The organism is Pyramidobacter sp. CG50-2, from assembly GCF_003612005.1.
GTDB lineage: Bacteria > Synergistota > Synergistia > Synergistales > Dethiosulfovibrionaceae > Pyramidobacter.
Genome location: NZ_RAWT01000034.1, coordinates 1 through 21,903 on the forward strand (window position 1 = coordinate 1; position 21,903 = coordinate 21,903).

At 61.5% G+C, this 21,903-nt stretch carries 16 protein-coding genes; 9 read left to right on the plus strand and 7 right to left on the minus strand.

Annotated elements, in window-relative coordinates; translation table 11 throughout:
• The first annotated feature begins 201 nt into the window (after positions 1-201).
• The 6 genes from D7D26_RS07975 to D7D26_RS08000 all read left to right on the plus strand — a co-directional run bounded on the left by D7D26_RS07975 (position 202) and on the right by D7D26_RS08000 (position 10,446).
• Complete coding sequence (locus D7D26_RS07975; RefSeq protein ID WP_158606309.1) at positions 202-4,221, plus strand: autotransporter outer membrane beta-barrel domain-containing protein; 4,020 nt, start codon at positions 202-204, stop codon at positions 4,219-4,221.
• A 232-nt stretch (positions 4,222-4,453) separates the two neighbouring features.
• Positions 4,454-5,398, plus strand: a complete 945-nt coding sequence (locus D7D26_RS07980) for a tripartite tricarboxylate transporter substrate binding protein (RefSeq protein ID WP_120372693.1) — start codon at positions 4,454-4,456, stop codon at positions 5,396-5,398.
• A 27-nt stretch (positions 5,399-5,425) separates the two neighbouring features.
• Positions 5,426-5,929 (plus strand): tripartite tricarboxylate transporter TctB family protein, encoded by a 504-nt coding sequence (locus D7D26_RS07985; RefSeq protein WP_120372694.1) that lies wholly within the window; start codon positions 5,426-5,428, stop codon positions 5,927-5,929.
• A 16-nt stretch (positions 5,930-5,945) separates the two neighbouring features.
• Positions 5,946-7,412, plus strand: coding sequence for a tripartite tricarboxylate transporter permease (locus tag D7D26_RS07990; protein ID WP_233543505.1), 1,467 nt, complete (start codon positions 5,946-5,948; stop codon positions 7,410-7,412).
• Between the two features lie 200 nt (positions 7,413-7,612).
• Complete coding sequence (gene trkA / locus D7D26_RS07995) at positions 7,613-8,983, plus strand: Trk system potassium transporter TrkA (protein WP_120372696.1); 1,371 nt, start codon at positions 7,613-7,615, stop codon at positions 8,981-8,983.
• The gene (locus D7D26_RS08000; RefSeq protein ID WP_078016393.1) at positions 8,980-10,446 is read left to right on the plus strand and encodes a TrkH family potassium uptake protein; all 1,467 of its coding nucleotides are present in this window, start codon (positions 8,980-8,982) and stop codon (positions 10,444-10,446) included. Before trkA ends, D7D26_RS08000 begins: the two co-directional genes overlap by 4 nt.
• A 194-nt stretch (positions 10,447-10,640) precedes the next feature.
• Here the strand turns inward: D7D26_RS08000 and D7D26_RS08005 are convergent, their stop codons facing one another.
• Entirely contained in the window at positions 10,641-11,525 is an 885-nt protein-coding gene (locus D7D26_RS08005) for a YitT family protein (RefSeq protein WP_120372697.1), read from the minus strand.
• A gap of 212 nt (positions 11,526-11,737) precedes the next feature.
• On the opposite strand from D7D26_RS08005, the gene D7D26_RS08010 reads away from it, so the two are divergent.
• Positions 11,738-12,340 carry a lactate utilization protein gene (locus tag D7D26_RS08010; protein WP_120372698.1) on the plus strand — a complete coding sequence of 201 codons (603 nt, stop codon included), beginning with the start codon at positions 11,738-11,740 and terminating at the stop codon, positions 12,338-12,340.
• A 185-nt stretch (positions 12,341-12,525) separates the two neighbouring features.
• On the opposite strand, the gene D7D26_RS08015 is transcribed toward D7D26_RS08010, so the two are convergent.
• A complete protein-coding gene (locus tag D7D26_RS08015; protein ID WP_078016390.1) occupies positions 12,526-12,897 on the minus strand; it encodes a RidA family protein in 372 nt (123 codons plus the stop codon).
• 169 nt (positions 12,898-13,066) lie between these two features.
• Here D7D26_RS08015 and D7D26_RS08020 point away from each other — a divergent pair, with 169 nt between their 5' ends.
• Both D7D26_RS08020 and D7D26_RS08025 read left to right on the plus strand, forming a co-directional pair.
• Positions 13,067-13,915, plus strand: coding sequence for an endonuclease/exonuclease/phosphatase family protein (locus D7D26_RS08020; protein WP_120372699.1), 849 nt, complete (start codon positions 13,067-13,069; stop codon positions 13,913-13,915).
• A gap of 3 nt (positions 13,916-13,918) precedes the next feature.
• Positions 13,919-15,904 (plus strand): DUF2207 domain-containing protein, encoded by a 1,986-nt coding sequence (locus D7D26_RS08025; RefSeq protein ID WP_120372700.1) that lies wholly within the window; start codon positions 13,919-13,921, stop codon positions 15,902-15,904.
• Between the two features lie 185 nt (positions 15,905-16,089).
• Here D7D26_RS08025 and D7D26_RS08030 read toward each other — a convergent pair whose 3' ends face one another.
• The 5 genes from D7D26_RS08030 to D7D26_RS08050 all read right to left on the minus strand — a co-directional run bounded on the left by D7D26_RS08030 (position 16,090) and on the right by D7D26_RS08050 (position 21,691).
• Positions 16,090-17,274, minus strand: coding sequence for a thiolase family protein (locus D7D26_RS08030; RefSeq protein WP_120372701.1), 1,185 nt, complete (start codon positions 17,272-17,274; stop codon positions 16,090-16,092).
• Between the two features lies 1 nt (position 17,275).
• Positions 17,276-17,974, minus strand: coding sequence for a 3-oxoacid CoA-transferase subunit B (locus tag D7D26_RS08035; RefSeq protein ID WP_078016378.1), 699 nt, complete (start codon positions 17,972-17,974; stop codon positions 17,276-17,278).
• Complete coding sequence (locus D7D26_RS08040; RefSeq protein ID WP_078016377.1) at positions 17,958-18,647, minus strand: CoA transferase subunit A; 690 nt, start codon at positions 18,645-18,647, stop codon at positions 17,958-17,960. The genes D7D26_RS08035 and D7D26_RS08040 overlap by 17 nt, the downstream gene beginning before the upstream one ends.
• A 35-nt stretch (positions 18,648-18,682) precedes the next feature.
• A complete protein-coding gene (locus tag D7D26_RS08045; protein WP_120372702.1) occupies positions 18,683-20,641 on the minus strand; it encodes a TRAP transporter permease in 1,959 nt (652 codons plus the stop codon).
• 96 nt (positions 20,642-20,737) lie between these two features.
• On the minus strand, positions 20,738-21,691 hold the full coding sequence (locus tag D7D26_RS08050) for a TAXI family TRAP transporter solute-binding subunit (RefSeq protein ID WP_078016375.1): 954 nt from the start codon (positions 21,689-21,691) through the stop codon (positions 20,738-20,740).
• Positions 21,692-21,903 lie beyond the last annotated feature (212 nt).

The following is a 21,903-nucleotide window of genomic DNA, read 5'->3' on the forward strand; positions in this document are numbered from 1 at the left end:
AATGCAAGCTTCTTTTAATTCAGATTTAATGCAACGGGGTACCGGATGTTGCGTTGCATTTACCTTGAAGAATTTCAAAAACGCAACAGGGGAAGATTCGCTTTAAAAGTGATCTTGCTTTTTTTGCAGTCATATTTGGGGGAACATTTGACCTTGGCAGGCTTTGCTCGCCCGGCGGAGGCTGTAACGATCCCGGCGCCAGTGACGAAAGATACCGAGAGCGGCCCGGGCATTACCAAAACAGGAGAGCATCCCGCCCCCATTACGTTCACGATCGCGGATGACGCCGACATCGTTTTCGGCGACAGCTCATCACAGCCCTATACGCAGATTGAAACACCTATTCCCAACGGGGCAGGTATCGCCGCTCACGAAGGCGCACAGCTGACAGTGAACAAGGGCGCGAAGCTCACGATCACGTCGCAAGCCGGCGTAACAAAAGGCACGCTGGTCAAGGGACTGCTGGCTCACGCGGCAGCGGGCGAAAATTCGTTGCTGAGCGTTAACGCGCCGCTAAAGTTGAACCTCGAGACCGGCAACAGGCAAGCCAGCGGTTCACAGGACACCAACAATCCCAAGATCAACGGCGCCGGGTTCTACTCCCTGGCCGAGGACGGAACAGCGACGCTGAAGGTCACCGGAGACGTCGCGCTCGACATCGCCAACGAGGCGAACCGGGGCGGGACCTTTGATCCGGATCAATGGTTATCTTCCAATAGTCTTACGGTAGGACTGGGGATCGTCGCCAGCGCCGCGGGCGTTCCCGGCGCCGCTCCTTCCCCCGCCGCCACGGCCAGTATGACCATCGAGGGCGACGCCAACGTCACCGTCAGGAGCGTCCTCAACCTGCGTCCGGATCAGGTGGGGAGTCAAAGTTACATCTCCCGCCACGCTGCAGGGCTGTGGATGACCAACAGCCGCGGCAACGAAAACGCCCCCTCCACCCATTCGTCGCTGCACGTCAAGGGCGACCTGAAGCTCCACACCGTCGCCAAGGGAGGCAGCAGGGATATCTGGGGCGTTTACATTGATAATAACATCGGTCCGTTTGTTCCACATCAAAACCAGAACGAGACTACGCTGACTGTCGACGGGACGACGCGCATCGACTACTCCTCGGCCGACGGCGAAAACGACGGGCAACGGCCGACCAACGTCATAGGCCTCTACATCAACGACAAGGGTGGCTCTTCCACCACAGCCGCCTTCAAGGGCGACGTGTCCTTCGCCCCCGCCGACGACGACCCGAACCACGCCAAGGGGCAGATGGCCGGCATGCGCCTCTTCTCGTACTACGGTTCGGACGAACACAGGACAAAGCAGCATTTGACCTTCGAGAAGAACCTGTCGCTGAAGACGCGCAGTTCTACCAGTTATGCTTCGGGCATCTGGATCAACACCGACGGAAACAGCGAGACTCTTTTCAACGTCAAGGGCAATTTTGCCTCCGTCTCCGAGTCCAGTCGGGATCCTCGCAACTCCTATGGTCTATGGCTTCTGGCGCGCGACGCCGATACGACACTGCCCGTGATCGACGTCACGGTGGGCGGCAATCTGGAGCTGCGCACCCAAAAAGGAGCCGCCCTGAGGCAGGAGGTCGCCGCCACGGGCACCATGGTCGCGAAGCGCGGCGGCCGGATCGGCCTGACCGTCGGCACGCCCGAAGTCCCGGCGGAGAAGGCCGAATTCATCACCGAAGAGTCCATGTGGTACGTGGGACGGGCCGTCGATCTCTCGGTCGGGCGCAATGGAAATGGCGGAAACGCACCGACGTCGCTGACGCTCGACGTAAACGCCAAGCAGTCCACGCTCAGCGCTAAGGGAGCCGCCGCGTTGTACTTGGGAGCCCTCGCGAACAGTCAAGTCAAAGCCTCCTTCAACGGCAAGGCGGCGCTGAGCGCCAGCCCCAACAAAGAAAGCGTAAAACAGTTTTTTGACCAGTACGTCGGCGATTCATCGGATGAAACTTTGGAACGGTACGGCGTTTTGAACAGAAACGCCGTGCTGTACCTCGAGACGGAAGACGACGGTACGGCCAAGGCGCTCTTCTCCGGAGGGGATTTGTCGATCGTCCACGGCGAGGGGGCTCTTGAAAAGGCCGTCTACGCCGGGGGAACGGGCGCGTCGGTTCGCGTGGACAACGACGGCTTCAGCACCACGATCCTCGGGCAGACCATCGCCGACGAGCAGGGGCGCATCGACCTGAAAAACGTGATCAGCCAGGAGGGCGATATCTTTGCCTGGCAGGGGGGTAAAATCGACATCGTCACCCGCCCCGGTGCCGCTGTCACCGGTAATTTATGGGCCTACGGGATTGGTCGACCGTTCAACGAAAGAAGTCCCCGCGAACTCCCGGACGAGGAAGACTGGCGCAGTTCCATCGTCCTCGAAGCCGCGGTGGGAACGGCCGTCACCGGCAGCGCCTGGTATCACAACCCGTATTATGACATGTATAACGACTTCCTCACCAATTTTGATTTTAACAATGGGGAATACGACTTCGACGGCTGGACGCTTGAGGATACCAAGGCGCGCAATTCCTGGTTCCATTACGACGAAAGGGCAGGGAGGATTGACGTCTCCCTTGGCGACGGCGCCGTATGGAACGTCCGGGACGTGAAACTCAAAGCCAGGAGCGGGGACTTCGTCACGGTCGCATCTAGGGGCGGCGAAAGAGACGCCGGCGAAGATCTTGTGTTCCCCAGCGAAGTCACATCCCTGCATCTGAACGGCGGCATCGTGAACCTGCGCGGCAGCGCCGACCCTGCTGATCCGTTTTTCCGCGATCCTGCTTCAGCTCCCGACGCCTTCAAAGGCATGAAGACCTCGCTGAACGTCGCCCATCTGACCGGTAGCGGCACCTTCCGGATGAAAGGAGACATCGCGGCCGGCAGCGGCTCGCTGCTTCACATCTGGGAGAGCAGCGAGGGAGCCCATAAGATCGACTTCGCCAACAACGGCGCGGCGGCCGGCCCCTACAAGCCGCTGAAGATCGTCCACAGCGAAAACCTGCCGGAGCCGCCGGAGCCGCAGCCTACGGTGAACGCTCGCGCCGATCTCAGAGGGGGAGAGGGGGAAACCCCGGATCCTTTCAACGCTACTTTCAGGGAAACCCACGACGTCGAGCTGGGGGCGTTCATCTACCGTGTCGGCAACAGCGAGACGGTAGCCGCCTCGGCGCTCAGGGAATCGGCCTATCCCGACTTCGTCGACACCAACGCAGACGACTGGTATCTCTACCCCGTCAAGGTGCCTCAGCCCGAACCGGGCCCCAAACCGCAGCCCAAAATCACCACCACGGCCGAAGGCGCGTTCACGATCAGCGCCACTGAGTACCTAGCCGGCCGCCTGGAGTTGCAGACGCTCAACCAGCGCATGGGCGAGCTGCGCCTCAGCCACCATCCATCGGACGGCGAAAACTGGTTCCGTTTTGCACGCTCGCGTTACAAGGCCGACGCCGCGCCCAAGTTCTCTGCCCTCGACGCCGACGCTTGGACGTTCCAGTTCGGCCACGACTGGCACAGTGCCAGACCGAACGGCAGTCACAGCTGGTGGGGGCTGATGGCGGGCTTCAGCGGCGTGGACACCGACATCGGCAGCGGCGACGGTCGTCTCAAAGGACGCCACCTCGGCCTCTACGGCGTCTGGCAGAACGCCGCCGGGTTTTACCTCGACGGACTGGTCAAGTGGAACTGGAACGACGGCAGCTATCACGTGACGGATACCGCCGGCATGCCCGTCGACGTTGACAGCGCCAATTCGCGCAGCGTCACTGCCTCGATCGAAGCGGGGCAGAGGTTCTACCGCGATCCGCTCGTGAAGCAGGGCTGGTACGTCGAGCCGCAGGTTCAGCTCAGCTGGACGCGGCTGCACGGCTGGCAGGCGACCGCCAGCAACGGCCTGAACATCGACGTGCAGAACCACGACAGCCTGATCCTGCGCGCGGGGGCGAACGTCGGTTTCGACGCGACGGCTCTGGTCAAGCCGTGGAATGCCTATCTCAAGGTCATGTACGAAAAGGAACTGAAGGGCGACATCACGGTCCTCTTCAACGGCGAACCCGTCAGCGACGATTACGGGGACGATTGGCTCACCGTCGGGCTCGGCGCGGCGACGCGCTGGAGCGATCACGCGCAGGGCTGGCTCGAGGTACAACGTTCCTGGAACGCTCGCTTCCAACAGCAGTGGCAGGTGACGGCAGGGGTACGATTCGATCTGTAATTCGCCCCGTCCGACCTCAACAATTCGATATAAAGAGCGGCGGCGCTTCATCCGATGCAGAAGCGCCGCCGCTTTTCCGCCGCGAAGGCGGCGAAGGCGGAATCGTTTTTCGATTCCCCAAAGAAATTCTTTTTTCCGTCAACTTTCCTTTGAAAAAAAACTCTCTGAATTGTACAATGGAGAAACGATCTGTTTCACCAACATCATATCCAAAGAACGGAGTGATCGTTTTATGAAGAAACTGTTTGCTGTTCTCGCTTTCGTCGCTGTGGCGGGCTGCGCCGGCGCGGCCGCGGCCGCTTATCCCGAAAAACCGGTGCACGTGATTGTCCCCTCAGAGGCGGGCGGCGGCACCGACACGATGGCCCGTCTGCTGGCCAAGTTCGGCGAGAAGTATCTGGGCGCGCCCATGGTGATCGACAACCTGCCTGGCGCCGGCGGACAGATCGGATTCCAGGCCATCGCCAACGCCAAGAAGGACGGCTACACGTTCGGCTGTCTCTACACGCCGCACCTGACGGCCCACGTCTCCGCCAAGCGCGCGCAGTACACGCTGGCAAGCTTCGACTATGTCGGCAACCTCGTCACCGATCCGGGCGCGATCGTCGTCCCCGGCAACAGTCCGATCATGGATCTGAAAGGGCTGGCCGAATTCGTCAAGAACAACGAAAACTGCACGGCGTCCACCTCCGGTCCCGGCGGCGACGACGATTTCGCCCGCCTGGCCGCGGAGGCCGATCTCGGCATCAAGCTGCGTCCCGTGCCTTCCAAGGGATCGTCCGCAGCCAAGGCCAACGTCATGGGCGGACACGTCACGGTTGGTTTCATGAACGTTTCCCAAGTCGAGGCGCAGGTCCGTTCCGGCGAGATGCGCTGCCTGGCCGTGATGGCTGGCAAGCGCAGCGACATGATGCCCGACGTGCCCTGCACGGCCGAGCTCGGCTATCCCAAGATGGTCTCCGACTCTTCGCGTGGCTTCGCGGCTCCCGCCGGTATGGACGCCGAGGCGCTCGCCAAGATCCGCGAGATGTTCACCAAGACGATCGCCGATCCCGAGTTCCAGGCAGCCGCCAAGGGCGTGCTGCTGATCAACGAGATGAACGGCGACGAGTACAAGGCGTACCTCGAAGCGCTGCAGGCGGCAACCGACAAAGCCTACGAAGTCGCGCCCTGGTAAATTTTCGCCGCAGACGTTCGCATTCCGATGAACAAAAAAACGGTCAGCATTCTTTCCGGCGCCGCGGGGATCGTCCTCGCCGGCGCCATCTATTCCGAAGTTCTCAAATTTCCGGCCTACGCCGTGCATGCTTCGCAGTACGTCAAATTCCTGCTGGCGGTGATGGCGATCCTCTGCACTCTGCTGATCGCCGCGTCACTGCGCGGCGTGGATCCCGGCAAACCGCAGTGGGTGAAGGCTCCCGGGGCGTTTACCGCCACGGTGGCGCTGACGCTCGTTTATGTGTTGTCGCTCAAATACGTCGGATTTTATGCGGCCAGCGCCGTTTACATGCTCGTCCTCGCGCTCCTGCTGGGGCTGCGCCGGCCGCTGCTGCTGATCGTCAGCACGGCCGCGCTGCTGGCGCTGGTGTACGGGGTGTTCGTGCGCTTCCTCGGCGTGCCGGTGCCGCTGGGGATCTTCGAAGAATTCACGTTTGCCGACGTGCCCGGCTCGCTCGCCAAGGCCAAAGCGGCCCTGGCGCTTCTGTAAAGGAGGCGGAATGATGATGGAAATGATCACTGAGGCGGCGTTGAGCCTGTTCGCTCCCGCGCCGCTGATCGCCATCGTCGCGGGCACGCTGGGCGGCGTCATCATCGGCGCCATTCCCGGCCTGACGGCGACAATGGCCGTGGCGCTGCTGATCCCCGTCACGTTCGGCATGAATCCCGTCGTCGGTCTGGCGCTGATGGGCGGCGTCTATTCCGGCGGCATGTTCGGCGGCGCGATCTCGTCGATTTTGCTGTCCACGCCCGGCACCCCAGCCGCCGCGGCGACGGCGCTCGACGGCTATCCGATGACCCGCAAGGGCAAAGGCGGCGTGGCGATCACGATCGCCACGGTAGCCAGCTTCTGGGGCGGCATCGTCTCCACGTTCGCGCTGCTGCTGGTGGCTCCGGTGCTGGCCAAGTTCTCGCTGCGCTTCGGCCCGCCGGAGAATTTTCTGCTCGCCGTCATGGGGCTGACCAGCATCGTCACCCTGACCAGCGGCAATCTGATCAAGGGGCTGATCTCGGGCGTGATCGGTCTGCTGCTGGCCGCCGTCGGCATGGACCCGATGGACGCCTATCCGCGCTTCGCCGGCAGCGTGCCGGAGCTGTTCGACGGCATCAAGGACATCCCCGCGCTGATCGGCCTGTTCTCGGTCAGCCAGCTGCTCGATCTGACCGGCGAGGCCAGCATCGTGCAGGAACTGGCGGCCGACGTCTCGACGCTGAAGGACAACAAGATGCCCAAGGGACTTTATCCCACAATCTGTCGCGGCGGCGTCATCGGCACGATCGTCGGCATGCTGCCCGGCGCGGGCGCGACGATCTCGGCCTTCATCTCCTACAACACGGCCAAGTCGCTCGACAGGGAACCGGAGACGTTCGGTCACGGCAACCCGAAGGGCGTGGCCGCCTCGGAGAGCGCCAACAACGGCTGCGTCGGCGGCTCGCTGGTGCCGATGCTGACGCTGGGCATTCCCGGCAACTCGGTGGCGGCCTGCCTGATGGGCGGCCTGACGATCAACAACCTGATCCCCGGGCCGGAGCTGTTCACCAAATACGGCACGATCACCTACGGCTTCATCCTCTCGCTGTTCCTCGCCAATATCGTCTTTCTGTTCCTCGGCATCTATCTGGCGCCGTTTTTCGCGCGCATCTCCACGGCTCCCAACTCGCTGCTGGTGCCGGCGATCGCCGTGCTCTCGGTGGTGGGCAGCTTCGCGATGCGCAACATGATGTTCGACGTCTGGACGATGCTGGCTTTCGGCGTCGGCGGCTACTTCCTGCACCGTATGGGGTTCGATCTCGGCGCGGTGGTGCTGGGGCTGATCCTCGGGCGCATCACGGAAGAGGGCTTCGGCGGCGCGCTGGCGATCTCCAACGGCTCGCCGGCGATCTTCTTCACGCGCCCGCTCTGCCTCGTGCTGTGGGCGTTGATCGCCCTGCTTCTGCTGCCGGCGCTGCGCAAGAAAAAGAAGACGGCGTAGCCTTCCGTTCCGCCCCCAAAATCATTCCGCCGCGGCGGAATGATTTTGGGGGCGGAATTTTTTTTGGAACCGCGACGCCGGAGTCATCGCCGCAACCGCGCTATGCTATAATTTAAATCGATGTGTTTTTGCAGACGAAATCAAACGAAAAGAACGCCGCAAAGCGGTTTTTTTCCGCTGCGGCGCAGGAGCGTGAGATCATGAAAATAGTGGTCGTGGGCGCGGGCAACGTGGGCTGCACGGTGGCGCGCACTCTATCCGCCGAGGGACGGGACGTGGTGATCATCGAACGCGACGCCGAGACCGCCGCCCGCCTCGAAGAGGAACAGGACGTCAGCGTCGTCCGCGGCAACGGCGCGCGTCCCGCCGTGCTGGAAAAGGCCGGCGTCGTCAAAGGCGGCAATGTGGACGTGCTGATCGCCTGCACCGATCGCGACGAGACGAATCTGATGGCCTGCTGGCTGAGCAAACGCGCCGGCGTGCGGCAGGTGCTGGCCCGCGTCAGGGATCTGGAATTCACCGACACGCCCGACTGGGCCGAGGACCTTGGCATCGACGTGCTGGCCTCGCCGGAGCGTTCGCTGTCGCGCGAGATCGCTTCGCTGCTGCGCTTCAACGCCGCCGTCCATTCGTCGGAGCTGTTCAACGGCCGCGCCGGCAGCTTCGCGTTCCGCGTCGAGGCCGATTCGCCGATCTGCGGCATGAGCCTGCGCGAGCTGGGCGTCAAGTATCCGGGACTGGGAGCCATCATCGTCTACGTGGAACGCGGCGACGACGGCTTTGTGCCCTCCGGCGACTGGACGGCGCGCGAGGGCGACCTGTGCTTCGCCGTCACGCTGCACGAGCGCGTCCCGGCGCTGATGCGGCTGTTCGACGTCGAACATCACAAACGGCTGTCGCGCGTCATCATCGTCGGCGGCGGCAAACTGGGCGCCAATCTGGCGCACCGGCTCAGCTCCAACGTGCCGCGCGTGGAGACGACGCTGGTCGAAAAAGATCTGGAAAAATGCGCGCGGCTGGCCCGCGAGTTCCCCGACGTGAAGGTCATCAACGGCGACGGCATGGACAAGGATCTGATGCTCCAGCTCGGCGTGGACAAAGCCAACGGGGTCGTGGCCGCCACGTCCAACGACGAGATGAACGTGATCATCGCCGCGCTGGCCAACGTGCAGGAAGACGTGAAGACGATCGCCGTCGTGCGCAAGGACGTGTACGAAGATCTGGAGGGCAAGCTGCCCGTGGACGTGCTCGTCAATCCCAACAAGACGCTGGCGTCCACGTTCCTGCGCTACATCCGCTATCCCAATTCGGCCGGCATGCTCTCGCTGATCGACCGCATCGGCGCGGAGATGCTCGAGTTCCTGCTGCGTCCCGGCAATCCCGCCGTCGGCAAGCGCATCATGGATCTGAATCTGCGCAAGGGGATCCTGATCGCCATCATCAAGCGCGGCGGCAAGTACCTCGTCCCCGGCGGCGCGGAAACGCTGCTGGAAGGCGACGTGATCTCCGTCTTCGCCATGGCCGAGATGATGCCCGAGGCGATGCGTTTCTTCAAGGTCGATCAGGCATGAACTTCCGCGTCGTCCTTTTCGTGCTTTCGCTGATCGGTTCGATCGTCTCCGGCAGCATGTTCCTGCCCGCCGCCTGGGCGTGGTTCGACGGCACGCCCGACGCCGCCGTGCTGCTGCGCTGCGCGGTCTTTTCGCTGGCCGCCTGCGTCGCGCTGGCGCTGGTCACGCGCCCTTCGCGCAAAAGCGCTCCCGGCCGTAGCGACATCGGCGTGCGCGAGGCGTTCGCCATCGTCTCCTTCTCGTGGGTCGTGGCTTCCGTCATCGGCGCGCTGCCTTACGTGCTCCACGGCACGACGGCGAACTTCACCGACGCGTTCTTCGAGGCCATGTCGGGCTTCACGACCACAGGGGCGTCCATCCTCGTCAACATCGAGGGAAATCCCCGCGGCATCCTGCTCTGGCGCGCGCTCACGCACTGGCTCGGCGGCATGGGCATCATCGTCCTCAGCCTCACCATCCTGCCCTTCATCGGCGGCGGCGGTATGCAGCTTTTCAAGGCCGAATCGCCGGGGCCGCTGCCGGAAAAGCTCACCCCCCGCCTGCAGCAGACGGCCGCGATCCTGTGGGAGATCTACATCTTTCTCACCGCGCTGGAGGTCGGCGCGCTGATGCTGTGCGGCACTTCGTTCTACGAGGGCGTCACCCACGCGTTCGCCACCGTCGCCACCGGCGGCTTCTCCATCTACAACGACAGCATCGCCCACTTTCGCAGCCCCGCCGTCGAGTGGGTCGTCACCGCGTTCACGTTTCTGGCCGGCGTGAATTTTTCGCTGCACTATCTGTTCCTGCGCGGCTGCTTCGGCGCCTATTTCAAGGACGACGAGTTCCGCTGGTACGTCCGCATCATCCTGATCGTCGCCGCGGCCGTCGCCTGCTCGGCGCTGAAAAGCGGCATGGACATGCCCTTCGGCCAGGCGCTGCGCCACGCCGCGTTCCAGACCACAACGCTGATGACCACGACCGGTTTCATGGTCACCGACACGCTGCAGTGGCCGTACTTCGCCCAGATGGCGCTGCTGGCGATCATGCTCGTCGGCGGCTGCGCCGGATCCACCTCGGGCGGCATCAAGGTCGTGCGCTTCATGATCGCCGCGCGCCACGCCAAAAACGACATGATCCGCTCGCTCCAGCCGCACCGCGTGCTCTGCGTGCGCGTCAACGGCAAGCCGCAGGAGAGCCGAGTGGTCAGCACAGTGCTCTCGTTTTTCGTGTGCTACATCGTTATCCTCATCGCCGTCAGCCTGTTTTTGGCCGCTCTCGGCATCGACCTGCTTTCGTCCTTTTCAGGCGCGCTGGCCTGCGTCAGCAACGTCGGCCCCGGGCTGGGCGCCTTCGGCCCCGCCAGCAACTACGCCTCCGTCCCCGCCGCTGGCAAATGGGTCCTGGCCTTCGCCATGCTCGTCGGCCGCCTGGAACTCACCACCGTGCTGCTGCTGTTCGTGCCCGACACGTGGAGACGCTGAGACGCCACGACGCTTCCGCCCGTCTCCGTTCCTGATCGGGGCGGAAAACTTTTCCTTATAAAAATGACCGCGCCGATGTTCCACGTGGAACATCGGCGCGAAAAACGCCCGGCAGCTCAGCGGCTGTCGGGCGTTGCCTTATGTTCGGATATTCGCGTTTTTTGTCTGCCGTCGTTTTTTTGAAAACGGCGGCGCTACGACTCCCACTTCTTGAAACCTTCGCCGACGACTTCGGAGACGTCGCTGAGGATCAGGAACGCGGCCGGGTCGATGGAGCGCACGAAGCGCTTCAGTTCCACGGCCTGACGGCGCGTGAGGATGACCATGACCATCTCCATGGGAGCGCGGCGATACGCTCCTTTGGCGGCCACGAGCGTGGCCGTGCGTTCCAGCGAGTCCATGATGAAACGGGTGATCTCGCCGGTCTTGGCGCTGATGACCATGACCTGCGTGCGGCGGTCGAACGATTTGATCACCCAGTCGATGACGACGGATTCCACGTAGAGGCTGAAAGCTCCCATGAGGACGCGCTCGAAATCGACGGCCACGAAGGACAGCACGAGGATGCCGACGTTGACGAAGAACGACGCCGAGCCGACGTCCACGCCCCAGCGTTTTTTCGCCACGGCTGCCGCCACGTCCATGCCGCCGGACGAAGCGCCTTCGCGAAAGAGGATGCCCATGCCGAGGCCGCCGACGACGCCGCCGAACAGCGCGGCCAGGATCGTGTTGCTGATCAGCGGATAACGGAACATCTCGAACAGCGGCAGCGCCAGGGTGGTAAGCAGGGTGTTGTACAGCGTCCAGAGCGCGAAGCGCGGCGACAGGGCTTTCCAACCCCAGGCAAGCAGCAGCGCGTTGCCGCCGGTGAGCACCCAGACGGGCGAAATCCCCCAGAGGTAGTTGGTGATCAGGCCGACGCCGGTCACGCCGGTGCTGGCGAACTGGTAGGGTTCGATCAGCGCGGCGATGCAGAGGCAGATGAGCAGCGTGCCGACGGTGACGTTCAAAAACGTCGCCAGTTCCCGCCGGCAGGCCGCCCGAAGCGCCAGTCCGTCGATTTTCAACCGTTTATCCATGGACATGCCCCCTTGCAGAGCGAATTCAATTTTAACAAGCCAACTGGAATATGATAACATAAAAACCACGCGTCGAGAATTTTTTTAACCGCGTCCGACGCGCCGGTTCATTTTCCGCAAAAGAATGCAAAAACGGCTTGCCCTGCGGCCGAATCCTTTTATAATGGAAGCATCGTCGGCGCTGCCGCAAAAAAATTTTCGGAGGTGAGCCCATGCCCTGTGAAAAATTCATCGCCAATTTACGCCGCAACCGTTTTCAGGCCGTCTATTTCGCCGCCGCCGCAGCGGCCGCCGACTATCTGGCTTCCCGCGTGCGCGGCAAAACGGTGGGCTTCGGCGACTCGCACACGCTGCTGGAGATGGGGCTGGCCGAACGCCTGCGCGAGCGCAACGTCGTTTACGATCCCACGCCGCTTTCCGGCGCGGAGTTCAAAGCCGCGGCGGACCGGGCCATGACGGCGGACGTCTTCATGCTGTCGGTCAACGCCGCCGCGGAAACGGGTGAACTGGTCAACATCGACAGTTCAGGCAACCGCGTCGCCGGCTCGCTCTGGGGGCACGAAAAAGTCTATTTCGTCTTCAGCGCCGACAAGATCGAGCCGACGCTGGAGGCGGCGATCTTCCGCGCCCGCAACACGGCGGCGGTGACCAACGCCTCGCGCTTCGGCTTCAAGACGCCGTGCGCCGCCAGGGGAGACAGATGCTACGACTGCTCGTCGCCCGACCGCATCTGCAACACGCTGGTCGTGTACATGAAAAAGGAAAAGTCGATGGACATGGAGGCGGTAATCATCGGCGAAAAGCTGGGGTACTGAATTCGGAACAAATTCCACCACGGAAGCGCTAAAACACGAAAAAAAGGCAAAAGACCATCGATATCGACAAATAAAAGCGCGAGTCTCAACGTCGAAATACACGCCGACGTCGAGACTCGCGCTTTCTGTTAAAAAATTTCCTCCGCGTCTCTGTGCCCTTTGTTTCAAAGCCGTGCGACACGACGTTACTTGACGGCCACGACCTCGATCTCGACCTTGCCGTCCTTGGGCAGTTTGGCGACCTGCACGGCGCTGCGGGCGGGGAACGGCTCCTTGAAGTACTGGGCGTAAATGCCGTTCATGACGGCGAAGTCGTTCATGTCCTTGAGGAAGACGGTGGTCTTGACGACCTTGTCCATCGAACTGCCGGCGGCTTCGAGCACGGCCTTGACGTTTTCGAGCGACTGCCTGGCCTGCTCTTCGATCGTCTCGGGCAGTTTGCCGTCGGGCGTCAGGCCGAGCTGGCCGGATGTGTAAACCATGCAATCGGTGGCGATGCCCTGCGAATAGGGACCGATAGCGCCGGGAGCTTTTGTCGTTGCGACTGCGCTTTTCATTGTGATGCTGCCTCCTTGGAATAACCAATATGAACTTCACGGGAAAAATCCCGGAACCTTTTTTAATTATACCCATCCGCGCGCGTTAAGGCAAATTCCAGGCGGACGCTTCCGCGGACGCCGTCTGTGCTAGAATAGATTCCAGAATTTTCCACAAGGAGGAATCACCGTGAACAAAACGTTCCGCCGCGCTCTGGCCGCCGCGTTCGCCATGCTTCTGAGCGCCACGCCGGTTTTCGCCATGACGATCGGCACGTTCAACATCGAATTCTTCACCATGAGCGGTTCCAGCGAAGACCGCTCCCAGCCCTACACGCCCGCGGACATGCGCGAGCTGGCGGATTCGATCCGCCGCAGCGGCGCCGACGTGCTGGCGCTGCAGGAGATCGAGGGCAACGCCACGATGCGCTTTTTCACCGCCACGGCGCTGCCGGGCTGGAAATATTTCGGCAACGACACCGACGGCACGCAGGACCTGTTCTTCCTCTGGAACCCGGCCAAGGTCACGCTGGTCGGGACGCCCCAGCTGTATTACGCCAACCGCACGGGGATTTTCGAAGGGCGCAAGTTCAAGCTCTTCGACCGCCCGCCGCTGGTAGCGCGCTTCAAGGACAACGCCTCGGGCAGGATCTACACGCTCGCGGCCGTCCATCTCAAGAGCATGACCACCGTCGGCAAGAGCGACGCCGAAGCCGCCCAGCGCTACAACCTTGCCAAGCGCGCCGCGCAGACGGAAAAACTCAACGAGCTTGCCGCCCGCATGGAAGGACCGCTGTTCATCCTCGGCGACTACAACAGCCCCGATCCGCAGAAGGAAGTGAGCTTCCCGCTGCTGGGGCTGCGGCACGGCTACAGCTTCGACAACTGGAACAACAATCTCGACTACATCGGCTATGTCGGCATCGGCCGCGACAAGCTGGGCGAGGTGAAGGAGACCGAGACGCGCATCCGCCACCGCTCCACGAGGCGCAAGGATCATCCAGACCACGACATTATCGCCGTCGAGATCCGGGATTAGGCCATGAGCGCCCGCCGTTTTCCCTTTGTGCGGCTTCTCGCGCTGCTTGGCGCGCTTTGCCTCAGCGGCGCGGTGCAGGCGGCAGGAAGCGCGCCGCGGCGCGAGCGCATCCTCCGTTTCGACGTCGGCGCCACGGTCAACGAAGACGCTTCGCTGACCGTGCGCGAAGACCTCGAGTTCATCGCCATGGGAGTCAAGATCAGCCGCGGCATTATTCGCGGCATCCCCGTCCGCTATCGCGACGAGAACGGCCGTCCCGTCGCCGTGGGGCTGAAGGTGCTGTCCACCTCCGTCGACGGGGTCGAACTGCCGTGGAAAGAATCGAACGAAGGGCGCGGCCGTTTTATCCGCATCGGCGACCCCAAACGGGCGCTTTCACCCGGCGTCCACCGTCTGTCGCTGACCTACCGCACCACAAAGCAGCTGGGGTTTTTCGCCGACCACGACGAACTGTACTGGAACGTGACCGGCAACGACTGGGACCTGCCCATTCAGAACGCCTCATTCCGCCTCGCCCTGCCGGGCAAGACCGCGGGCGAGGGATTCAACCGCGTCGCCTGGTACGCGGGACACTACGGCAGCACGTCGAGCGACGGCGCGCGCCTCGACGATTCCCGCGCTGTCGTCACCACACGGGCGTTGCAGCCCGGCGAAGGACTGACCGTCGTCTATTCGTGGCCGAAAGGCGTCGTCGCGCCGCCGCAGCCTTCCTTCGGCGAGCGCTTCGGGGATTTCGTCTCCGCCCACGGCGACGCCATTGCCAGAGGGCTGATGTGGGCCGGCACGGCGCTGGCCGCCATCTGCCTCGTCTGGGGCGCGCTGCGCGCCCGCGGCGAGCACAGCGGCGAGATCACCGTGATCCCGCTCTTTCACGCGCCCAGGGACATGACGCCCTCGCTGGCGCGGCGCCTCACGCGCGGGACCGACGACTTTGCCAGCCTCGGCGCCGAGCTGATCGCCCTAGCGGTAAACGGCGCGCTGAAAATCAGCGGCGACCGGCGCAGCGGCTACCGCCTCGAAAAGACCGGCGGCGCGCCGTCCGACGGATTGCCCGCCGCGCTGATGGACACGCTCTTCCCTTCTTCCTCCCAAGAGGCGCTGAACGTGACCAACGCCTATCGCAAACGTTTCGAAAAGTCGCTCGAACTGATCAAGGGCGACGCCCAAAAACGCGCCGAAGGCAACTTTCTCGACCGGCGCACGCCGCTGCGCCGCGCTTATTCGGCTTTGCTGGCCGGCGCGGCGGCGGGGGCGTTGTTCCTGCTGACCGAGGCCGTCTCCGCCGAGTGGGGAGCCGTCGCCCTGCTCTTGGGCGCGCTGGCGCTCCTGTCGCTGCGGCATGCGCGGCGAGAGCCCACGCTCGCGCCGCGAAGCTTCGCGCGCTCGCTGCGGAACGCCTTCGGCCTGAAGGGCTTCTTTGCGGCGCAGGCGGGCGTCCTCGTTGCGGCATTGCTGGCGATGGCCGCGGCGCACAGCAGCGACCGTCCCTTGATCTTCCCGGGCGCAGCGCTGGCGCTGCTGGGACTGCCGCTGGGTAAAAAGCTGATCTTCTGGACGGACAAAGGACGAAAACAGTTCGAACAGGCGCTGGGACTGAAAATGTTCATCACGGCCGCGGAAAAGGAGCGCCTGGAGATGCTGAACGCCCCCGACGACACGCCGCAGCTCTTCGAGGAACTGCTCCCCTACGCCGTCGCCATGGACTGCGCCCAAACGTGGGCGAACCGCTTCGAGAAAGTCCTCGCCGCCGCGGCCTGGCAGCCTTCGTGGAGCGACGGTCCCGCCTGGCGCTCGGGCGCCGCAGGCACCTTATGGGGAGGAACGAGCGATATCTCCCGCGGGCTGAACGACTTCTCCAAAGGCTTCTCGTCCAGCCTCGGCGCCGCCTCGCGCGCCCCCGGCTCCTCTTCCGGCGGCAGCTTCGGAGGCTCGTCCGGCAGCGGCTTTTCCGGCGGAGGCGGCGGAGGCGGCGGGGGGCGCGGGTGGTAAGCTGAAATCAAACAAAAAACGCGAAAGTATTGTTCTCACCTGCGGTAAGTTCCTCAGACGGGCAGCCTCGCGAAAATAGGCTCAGCTGCGATAAGCCGATCCGTCGCCGTCAGCCTGGCAGAATTCAAGAGCACCTCTCACCGAGTTTGAGAGGTGCTCTTGAAAATGATCATGCTGCCGATCGATTAGATTCTGCGCACCACCATAGCCACGCCCTGGCCGCCGCCGATGCAGGCGGAAGCGATGCCGAGCTCCTTGCCCCGCTGACCGAGCGCGTTGATCAGCGTGGTCGCGATCTTGGCGCCGGTCGCGCCGATGGGGTGACCGAGGGCGATCGCGCCGCCGTGGACGTTCAGCTTTTCCATGTCGAACGGCATTTCGCGGTGACAGGCGATGACCTGAGCCGCGAACGCTTCGTTGATCTCGATCAGTTCCATGTCGCTCAGTTTCAGTCCGGCTTTGGACAGCGCCTTGGGCATGGCGACGACGGGGCCAAGCGGGAAACGCTCGGCGTCGAGCGCTGCGGCGCTGTAGCCAAGGATCTCGGCCAGCGGCTTGAGCCCGCGTTCTTTCGCCCATTCGCGGTCGGCAACGATGACGATCGCGCCGTTGTCGCACAGGGCCGAACTGCTGCCGGCGGTGATGGTGCCGCCGTCTTTTTTGTAGATGGGAGGGAGTTTGGCGAGTTTCTCCAGCGAGGTATCGGTGCGGAAGATCTCGTCGGTGTCGCAGACGATCTCGCCCATCTTTTTGTCCTTGACAGCGACGGGGACGATCTCGTTCTTGAAAAGCCCGGCTGCCGTCGCGGCGGCGGCCTTTTGATGAGAGGCGAGCGCGAACTCGTCCTGTTCCCGGCGCGAGATTTCGTACTCGGCGGCGATTTCTTCGCAGAGTTCTCCCATCAGGTGCTGAGCGACGGGGCAGAAGAAGCCGTCTTTGTGCAGGGCGTCGAGGACTTTCTGTTCGCCCATGCGATAGCCCCAGCGCGCCTTGGGCAAAAGGTAGGGGACGTTCGAGGCGCTCTCCATGCCGCCGGCGACGATGACTTTGGCGTCGCCGAGGCGGATGCGGTCGGCCGCCAGCATGATGGCGCGCAGGCCGGAACCGCAGCGGATGTTCACGGTGAACGCGGGAACGGAGCTGGGGATGCCGGCGCCGTACATGGCGATACGGGCGGGGTTGGCGCCGACGCCGGCCTGCCAGCCGGTGCCGAGGATCACCTCGTCGACGTCCTCGCCTTTGACGCCGGCACGCTGAACGGCCGCTTTCAGTGCGACGGCTCCCAACTCGGGGCCGCTCAGCTTGGAAAGCGTGCCGCCGAACTTTCCCCCGGCCGTACGCGCTGCGCTGATAATGACAGGGTTGCTCATTTTATTTCACCGCCTCCGTTTCTGACACTTCCGTGCCTTTCATCTGCGTGATATTTTCAGCCTCGACATAGTTCGCTTCGGTGTGAGAGCGAACGTCTTCCTTGGTCACTTCGGGCGCGATCTCCAGCAAGGTCATCGTGCCGTCCTCGATGGAGAACACGGCGAACTCCGTGACGATCAGGGAAACCACGCCTACTGCCGTCAGGGGCAGGCGGCACTTTTTGAGGATCTTGGGATGGCCTTTTTTATCGCAGTGGGTGGTGGCGACGATAACGCGTTTGGCGCCGACGACGAGATCCATCGCGCCGCCCATGCCGGGCAGCAGTTTGCCGGGGATGATCCAGTTGGCGAGATTGCCTTCCTGATCGACTTCCAGCGTGCCGAGCACGGTGGCATCGACGTGTCCGCCGCGGATCAGGCCGAAGCTCATGTCGCTGCCGAAGAACGAGCAGCCGGGCAGCGGCGTGATAAAACGTCCGCCGGCGCCGATGAAGCGGTAATCTTTCTGCTCGGGTTCGGGGCCGGCGCCGAGACAGCCGTTTTCGGTCTGGATGACGAGGCGGCGCCCTTCGGGCACAAAGTTGGAAACCAGCGTGGGGATGCCGATGCCGAGATTGACCACGTCGCCGTCTTCAAACTCCAGCGCGATGCGTTTGGCGATGCGATTGCGGACGACGTCTTCGTTAAGTACGGGCAGCATAGTAGTTGTCTCCCTTCACGACCAGAATATCCACCAGGATGCCGGGGGTCACGACGTTGTCGGGGTCGAGCTCGCCCACGTCGACGATCGAATCGACTTCGGCAATCACCAGATCGGCCGCGGTGGCCATGGTGGGATTGAAGTTGCGGTTCGTGCCGAAATAGGTCAGGTTGCCCATGCGATCGGCCCTGTGGCCCCGGATCAACGCCACGTCGGCGCGCAGCGGCAGTTCGAGCAGATATTTTTTGCCGTTCACTTCAATGACTTGCTTGCCCTCCTCCACTTTGGTGCCGACGCCGGTAGGCGTCAGGAATCCGCCCAGACCGAAGCCGCCGGCGCGGATGCGCTCGACGAAAGTCCCCTGGGGAACGAGTTCCAGTTCGAGCGTGCCGGCGTTGTACTGCTCGCCGGTCTTCTTGTTGATGCCGATATGCGAGGCGATGACTTTTTTGATCTGCCCCGCGGCCACGAGCCGGCCGTGGCCGACGTCGGCGTAACTCGTGTCGTTGGAGATCATGGTCAATCCGCCGGTGCCGGCTTTTTCAAGCGCTTCGACGAGCGTGTAAGGAACGCCGCCGAAGTTGAATCCTCCGATCATGACGGACATGCCGTCTTTGACGTTTTTAACGGCTTCATTGGCCGACATGACCGGCTTGATCACATTTCGTGCCATATTTCTTCCTCCTTAGTCCGATCTTTGAGAACCCCTTATTTTTCCACTGCAAGATTTACACGCTGGCGGTACTTCTGCCACAGGAAGAGGGTGGCGATAATGGCGCAGCCTATGACATTGCTGGTCAGCGTGGGATAGATGATAAAAAACGGCACGGAGACAAGAGCCATTCGCTGCAAAACGTTCAGATCGTCAACCAAAAAACCTTGGACGCCCGCTGAAAGTCCTACAATGCCAACCAAGGCGGTACCGCAACCGATAATGATGTGCCAAATATCACCCTGGAGCAGTAAATAGGGATTGTAGACAAACATATAGGGAACCAAAAAACCTGCCACCGCAGTCACCAAGGCAGTATAACCCGTTTTCATGGGGTTTGACTTCGCTATGCCGGCTGCCGCGTAGGTAGCGAGCGCCACAGGAGGCGACACATCGGCCAAAACGCCAAAATAGAGACAGAACAAGTGGGCCGATATCATCGGAACTCCCATCTCGTAGAGCGCCGGAGCTGCCAACGTAGAGGTGATGATATACTGCGCCGTGGTTGGGATGCCCATGCCCAGTATGATGGAGCCTATCATGGTAAGAAATAGCGCCAGCGGCAGGATACCGCGGGAAAGACTCAGCACGTAGGACGAAAAAGCCAGTCCCACGCCAGTAATGGAGATCACGCCTATGACAATGCCGGAACACGCACAGGCCGCCGCCACCTCGATTGCGCCGAGACCTCCCGCAATGAGAGCCTGAAGTATCCGGGCAGGCGTCAGACGGTGTTCAGGCTTGCCGAACCAGGATACGACAATGAGCATCACGATGGACCAGAACACAGCCTTGACAGGCGAGAACCCCTTGCCAAGAAACATGACCAGTACGATGATGGGCGCCAGCAGAAACCATCCTTCCTTAAGGGGTTTCAGGATGCTGGGCACTTCGTCGGCATTAAGGCTTGCCATACGTTGTTTGCCGGCACGAAAGTGCACCATGGCAATGATGGAGATGAAGTAAAGCGTAGCAGGAATGGCTGCCGCCACCACGATATCCCAATAAGCGATTCCCAAAAATTGAGCCATGATGAAGGCAGCCGCGCCCATGACCGGTGGCATGACTTGCCCTCCCGTGGAGGCCGCCGCTACGATAGCCCCTGCGAAATTAGACTTATAGCCCGACTGTTTCATCAAAGGGATGGTAAAAGCGCCGGTGGTCACTGTATTGGCGCAAGAACTCCCCGATACCATGCCCATAAGGCCGGAGGCAATTACCGCGGCCTTGCCGGAACCGCCACGACTGCGTCCCGCTACCGCTACGGCCAAATCGATGAAGAATTGCCCGGCTCCGGACAAGTTCAAAAACGCTCCGAAAAGCACGAACAGAAAGATGAACGAGGCCGATACGCCTAAGGGAGTGCCAAAAATCCCATCGGTTCTCAGATAGAGGAAGGGGGCTATTTCCTCCAGGGGAAACCCCCCGTGGGCCAGCATACCCGGGAAATAGGGGCCAAAAAATGCATAGGCCAAAGCCACAGCAGCCATGATGGGCAGAGGCCAGCCCATGGAACGCCGAGCGCCATCAAGCACCAACAGCGTCATGATTGTGCCTATCCAGATATCCGAAGGAATCGCCATTCCCTCGCGCATGGCGATATCCTCAAAATTGAGGAGGATATTGAGGCATCCTGCGATGGAAAGGGCGATCAGCACCCAATCCCAAAGGTCGACCTTGTTCTTGGGGCGACTCTTCGTACAGGGATAGCGCAAAAAGAGCATGGCGCTGATGAACATCCAGTGCCACCCTCGTTGATACATGGCCGAAAGCTGGCCAAAATAGGCCGTATAAAGGTGAAAACAGGACGCACAAAGAGCTAACCCGCACAGCAAGTAGTTTTGCCAGCCCGACAGAATTCGAAACTTGGCTTCCTCGGGGTTGTCTATTTTTACCCTCTCGGCCTTTGGAGGATCGATTTGAGACTCCCTCTCCTGCAAACGCGGTTCTACCATGAAATGCCTCCTTAAAAAATTAAGAGGGGGCCGGGAGAGTTTTCCAGCCCCCTTCCGGGACACCGAATCTTGCTCACTTGCGAAGGCTGGCACGTTTTATTTGAGAGTGTCAAACCCCTGCTCTTTGAAATACTTTACGGCGCCAGAAGCGAAGCGAATGATACCCACGCTGGCCTCTTTGGGATTGAAGTGCTCCGCCTGGGTCGTTACCTTTTTAAAAGCCTCGCGGTTTTCCACGATGGTCTTGACGAGACGATAGGAGAGGTCTTCCTTCATTTTGCCGTTGACCACCAGGAAGTTGCCATCTGCCACGGTCAGGCAGTCTTCTGCCTGATTGTATATATTCTTGTCAATAGTGTAAGAAAACAGGAAAGGATTCGCCTCGCATACTTTCTTGACCACGTCCTCAGGAATCGGAATCAATACTACGTCGCGTACCGCTGCCACTTCGAGCACCGCCGAACCGGGAGCCGCGAAGTTCCAGAATACCGCATCGATGTTGCCATCTACCAAAGCGGTAGCGCCCTCGGGTTGGGTCAGCTGCTCCCGCTTGATATCCTTCTCTGGATCCCATCCAGCCGCTGCAAGAATGAGGTTGGTCAACACCTGATCTCCGCCGCCGGGGGCACCTACAGAGACCCTCTTGCCTCTCAGGTCTTCGAAGGTTTTGATGCCCGTCCTGCCGGTAGTAACAATATGCTGGGGGGCCGCGTACATATTCATGAGGATGTAGAGATCCAGCTTGCCATCCTTTTCGAAGGCTTCAGTGCCCGTATAGGCCTGCCACAGCGTGGAGCCCATAACCATACCTATCTGCACGGCGTCGCGAGCCAGCAGGCGGCAGTTTTCGCGAGAGGCTGAAGTGGCCCGGGAAGTCGCTTTTACGTCAATTTTGGCGTTGTTCAAGATCTCCGCCATGGAACCGCCCAGTGGATAATACGTGCCGCCCACGCCGCCGGAGCCAATGGTGACGAAGTCAAGAGCGAGGGCAGAATTTACGATGGCAAAAAACAATGCACACGCCATCAACGTAATCTTCGTCTTTCTCATGGATAGTATGCCTCCTTCAAAAATGGAATAAATGGACGATACTCTCGAACTCATGGACCATCAAGCGCAAAAAAATGCCTCTTGTCTCTTGTGCATAAGACTAATCCTTGATAGAAAGTATTAGCATAGTTTTCTGGGCGCTGCGGGGGAGTTCAGTCGCTCAGGACTATTTCGACCGCAGCTCGCTTTGTGAATCTCCCCCGCAGCGCCTC

Coding starts and splice junctions, on each gene's coding strand:
- D7D26_RS07980 (WP_120372693.1), top strand. CDS start 4,454: ATGAAGAAACTGTTTGCTGTTCTCGCTTTCGTCGCTGTGGCGGGCTGC.
- D7D26_RS08000 (WP_078016393.1), top strand. CDS start 8,980: ATGAACTTCCGCGTCGTCCTTTTCGTGCTTTCGCTGATCGGTTCGATC.
- trkA (WP_120372696.1), top strand. CDS start 7,613: ATGAAAATAGTGGTCGTGGGCGCGGGCAACGTGGGCTGCACGGTGGCG.
- D7D26_RS08025 (WP_120372700.1), top strand. CDS start 13,919: ATGAGCGCCCGCCGTTTTCCCTTTGTGCGGCTTCTCGCGCTGCTTGGC.
- D7D26_RS08010 (WP_120372698.1), top strand. CDS start 11,738: ATGCCCTGTGAAAAATTCATCGCCAATTTACGCCGCAACCGTTTTCAG.
- D7D26_RS07985 (WP_120372694.1), top strand. CDS start 5,426: ATGAACAAAAAAACGGTCAGCATTCTTTCCGGCGCCGCGGGGATCGTC.
- D7D26_RS08015 (WP_078016390.1), bottom strand. CDS start 12,897: ATGAAAAGCGCAGTCGCAACGACAAAAGCTCCCGGCGCTATCGGTCCC.
- D7D26_RS08005 (WP_120372697.1), bottom strand. CDS start 11,525: ATGGATAAACGGTTGAAAATCGACGGACTGGCGCTTCGGGCGGCCTGC.
- D7D26_RS08030 (WP_120372701.1), bottom strand. CDS start 17,274: ATGAGCAACCCTGTCATTATCAGCGCAGCGCGTACGGCCGGGGGAAAG.
- D7D26_RS08045 (WP_120372702.1), bottom strand. CDS start 20,641: ATGGTAGAACCGCGTTTGCAGGAGAGGGAGTCTCAAATCGATCCTCCA.
- D7D26_RS08035 (WP_078016378.1), bottom strand. CDS start 17,974: ATGCTGCCCGTACTTAACGAAGACGTCGTCCGCAATCGCATCGCCAAA.
- D7D26_RS07990 (WP_233543505.1), top strand. CDS start 5,946: ATGGAAATGATCACTGAGGCGGCGTTGAGCCTGTTCGCTCCCGCGCCG.
- D7D26_RS08040 (WP_078016377.1), bottom strand. CDS start 18,647: ATGGCACGAAATGTGATCAAGCCGGTCATGTCGGCCAATGAAGCCGTT.
- D7D26_RS08050 (WP_078016375.1), bottom strand. CDS start 21,691: ATGAGAAAGACGAAGATTACGTTGATGGCGTGTGCATTGTTTTTTGCC.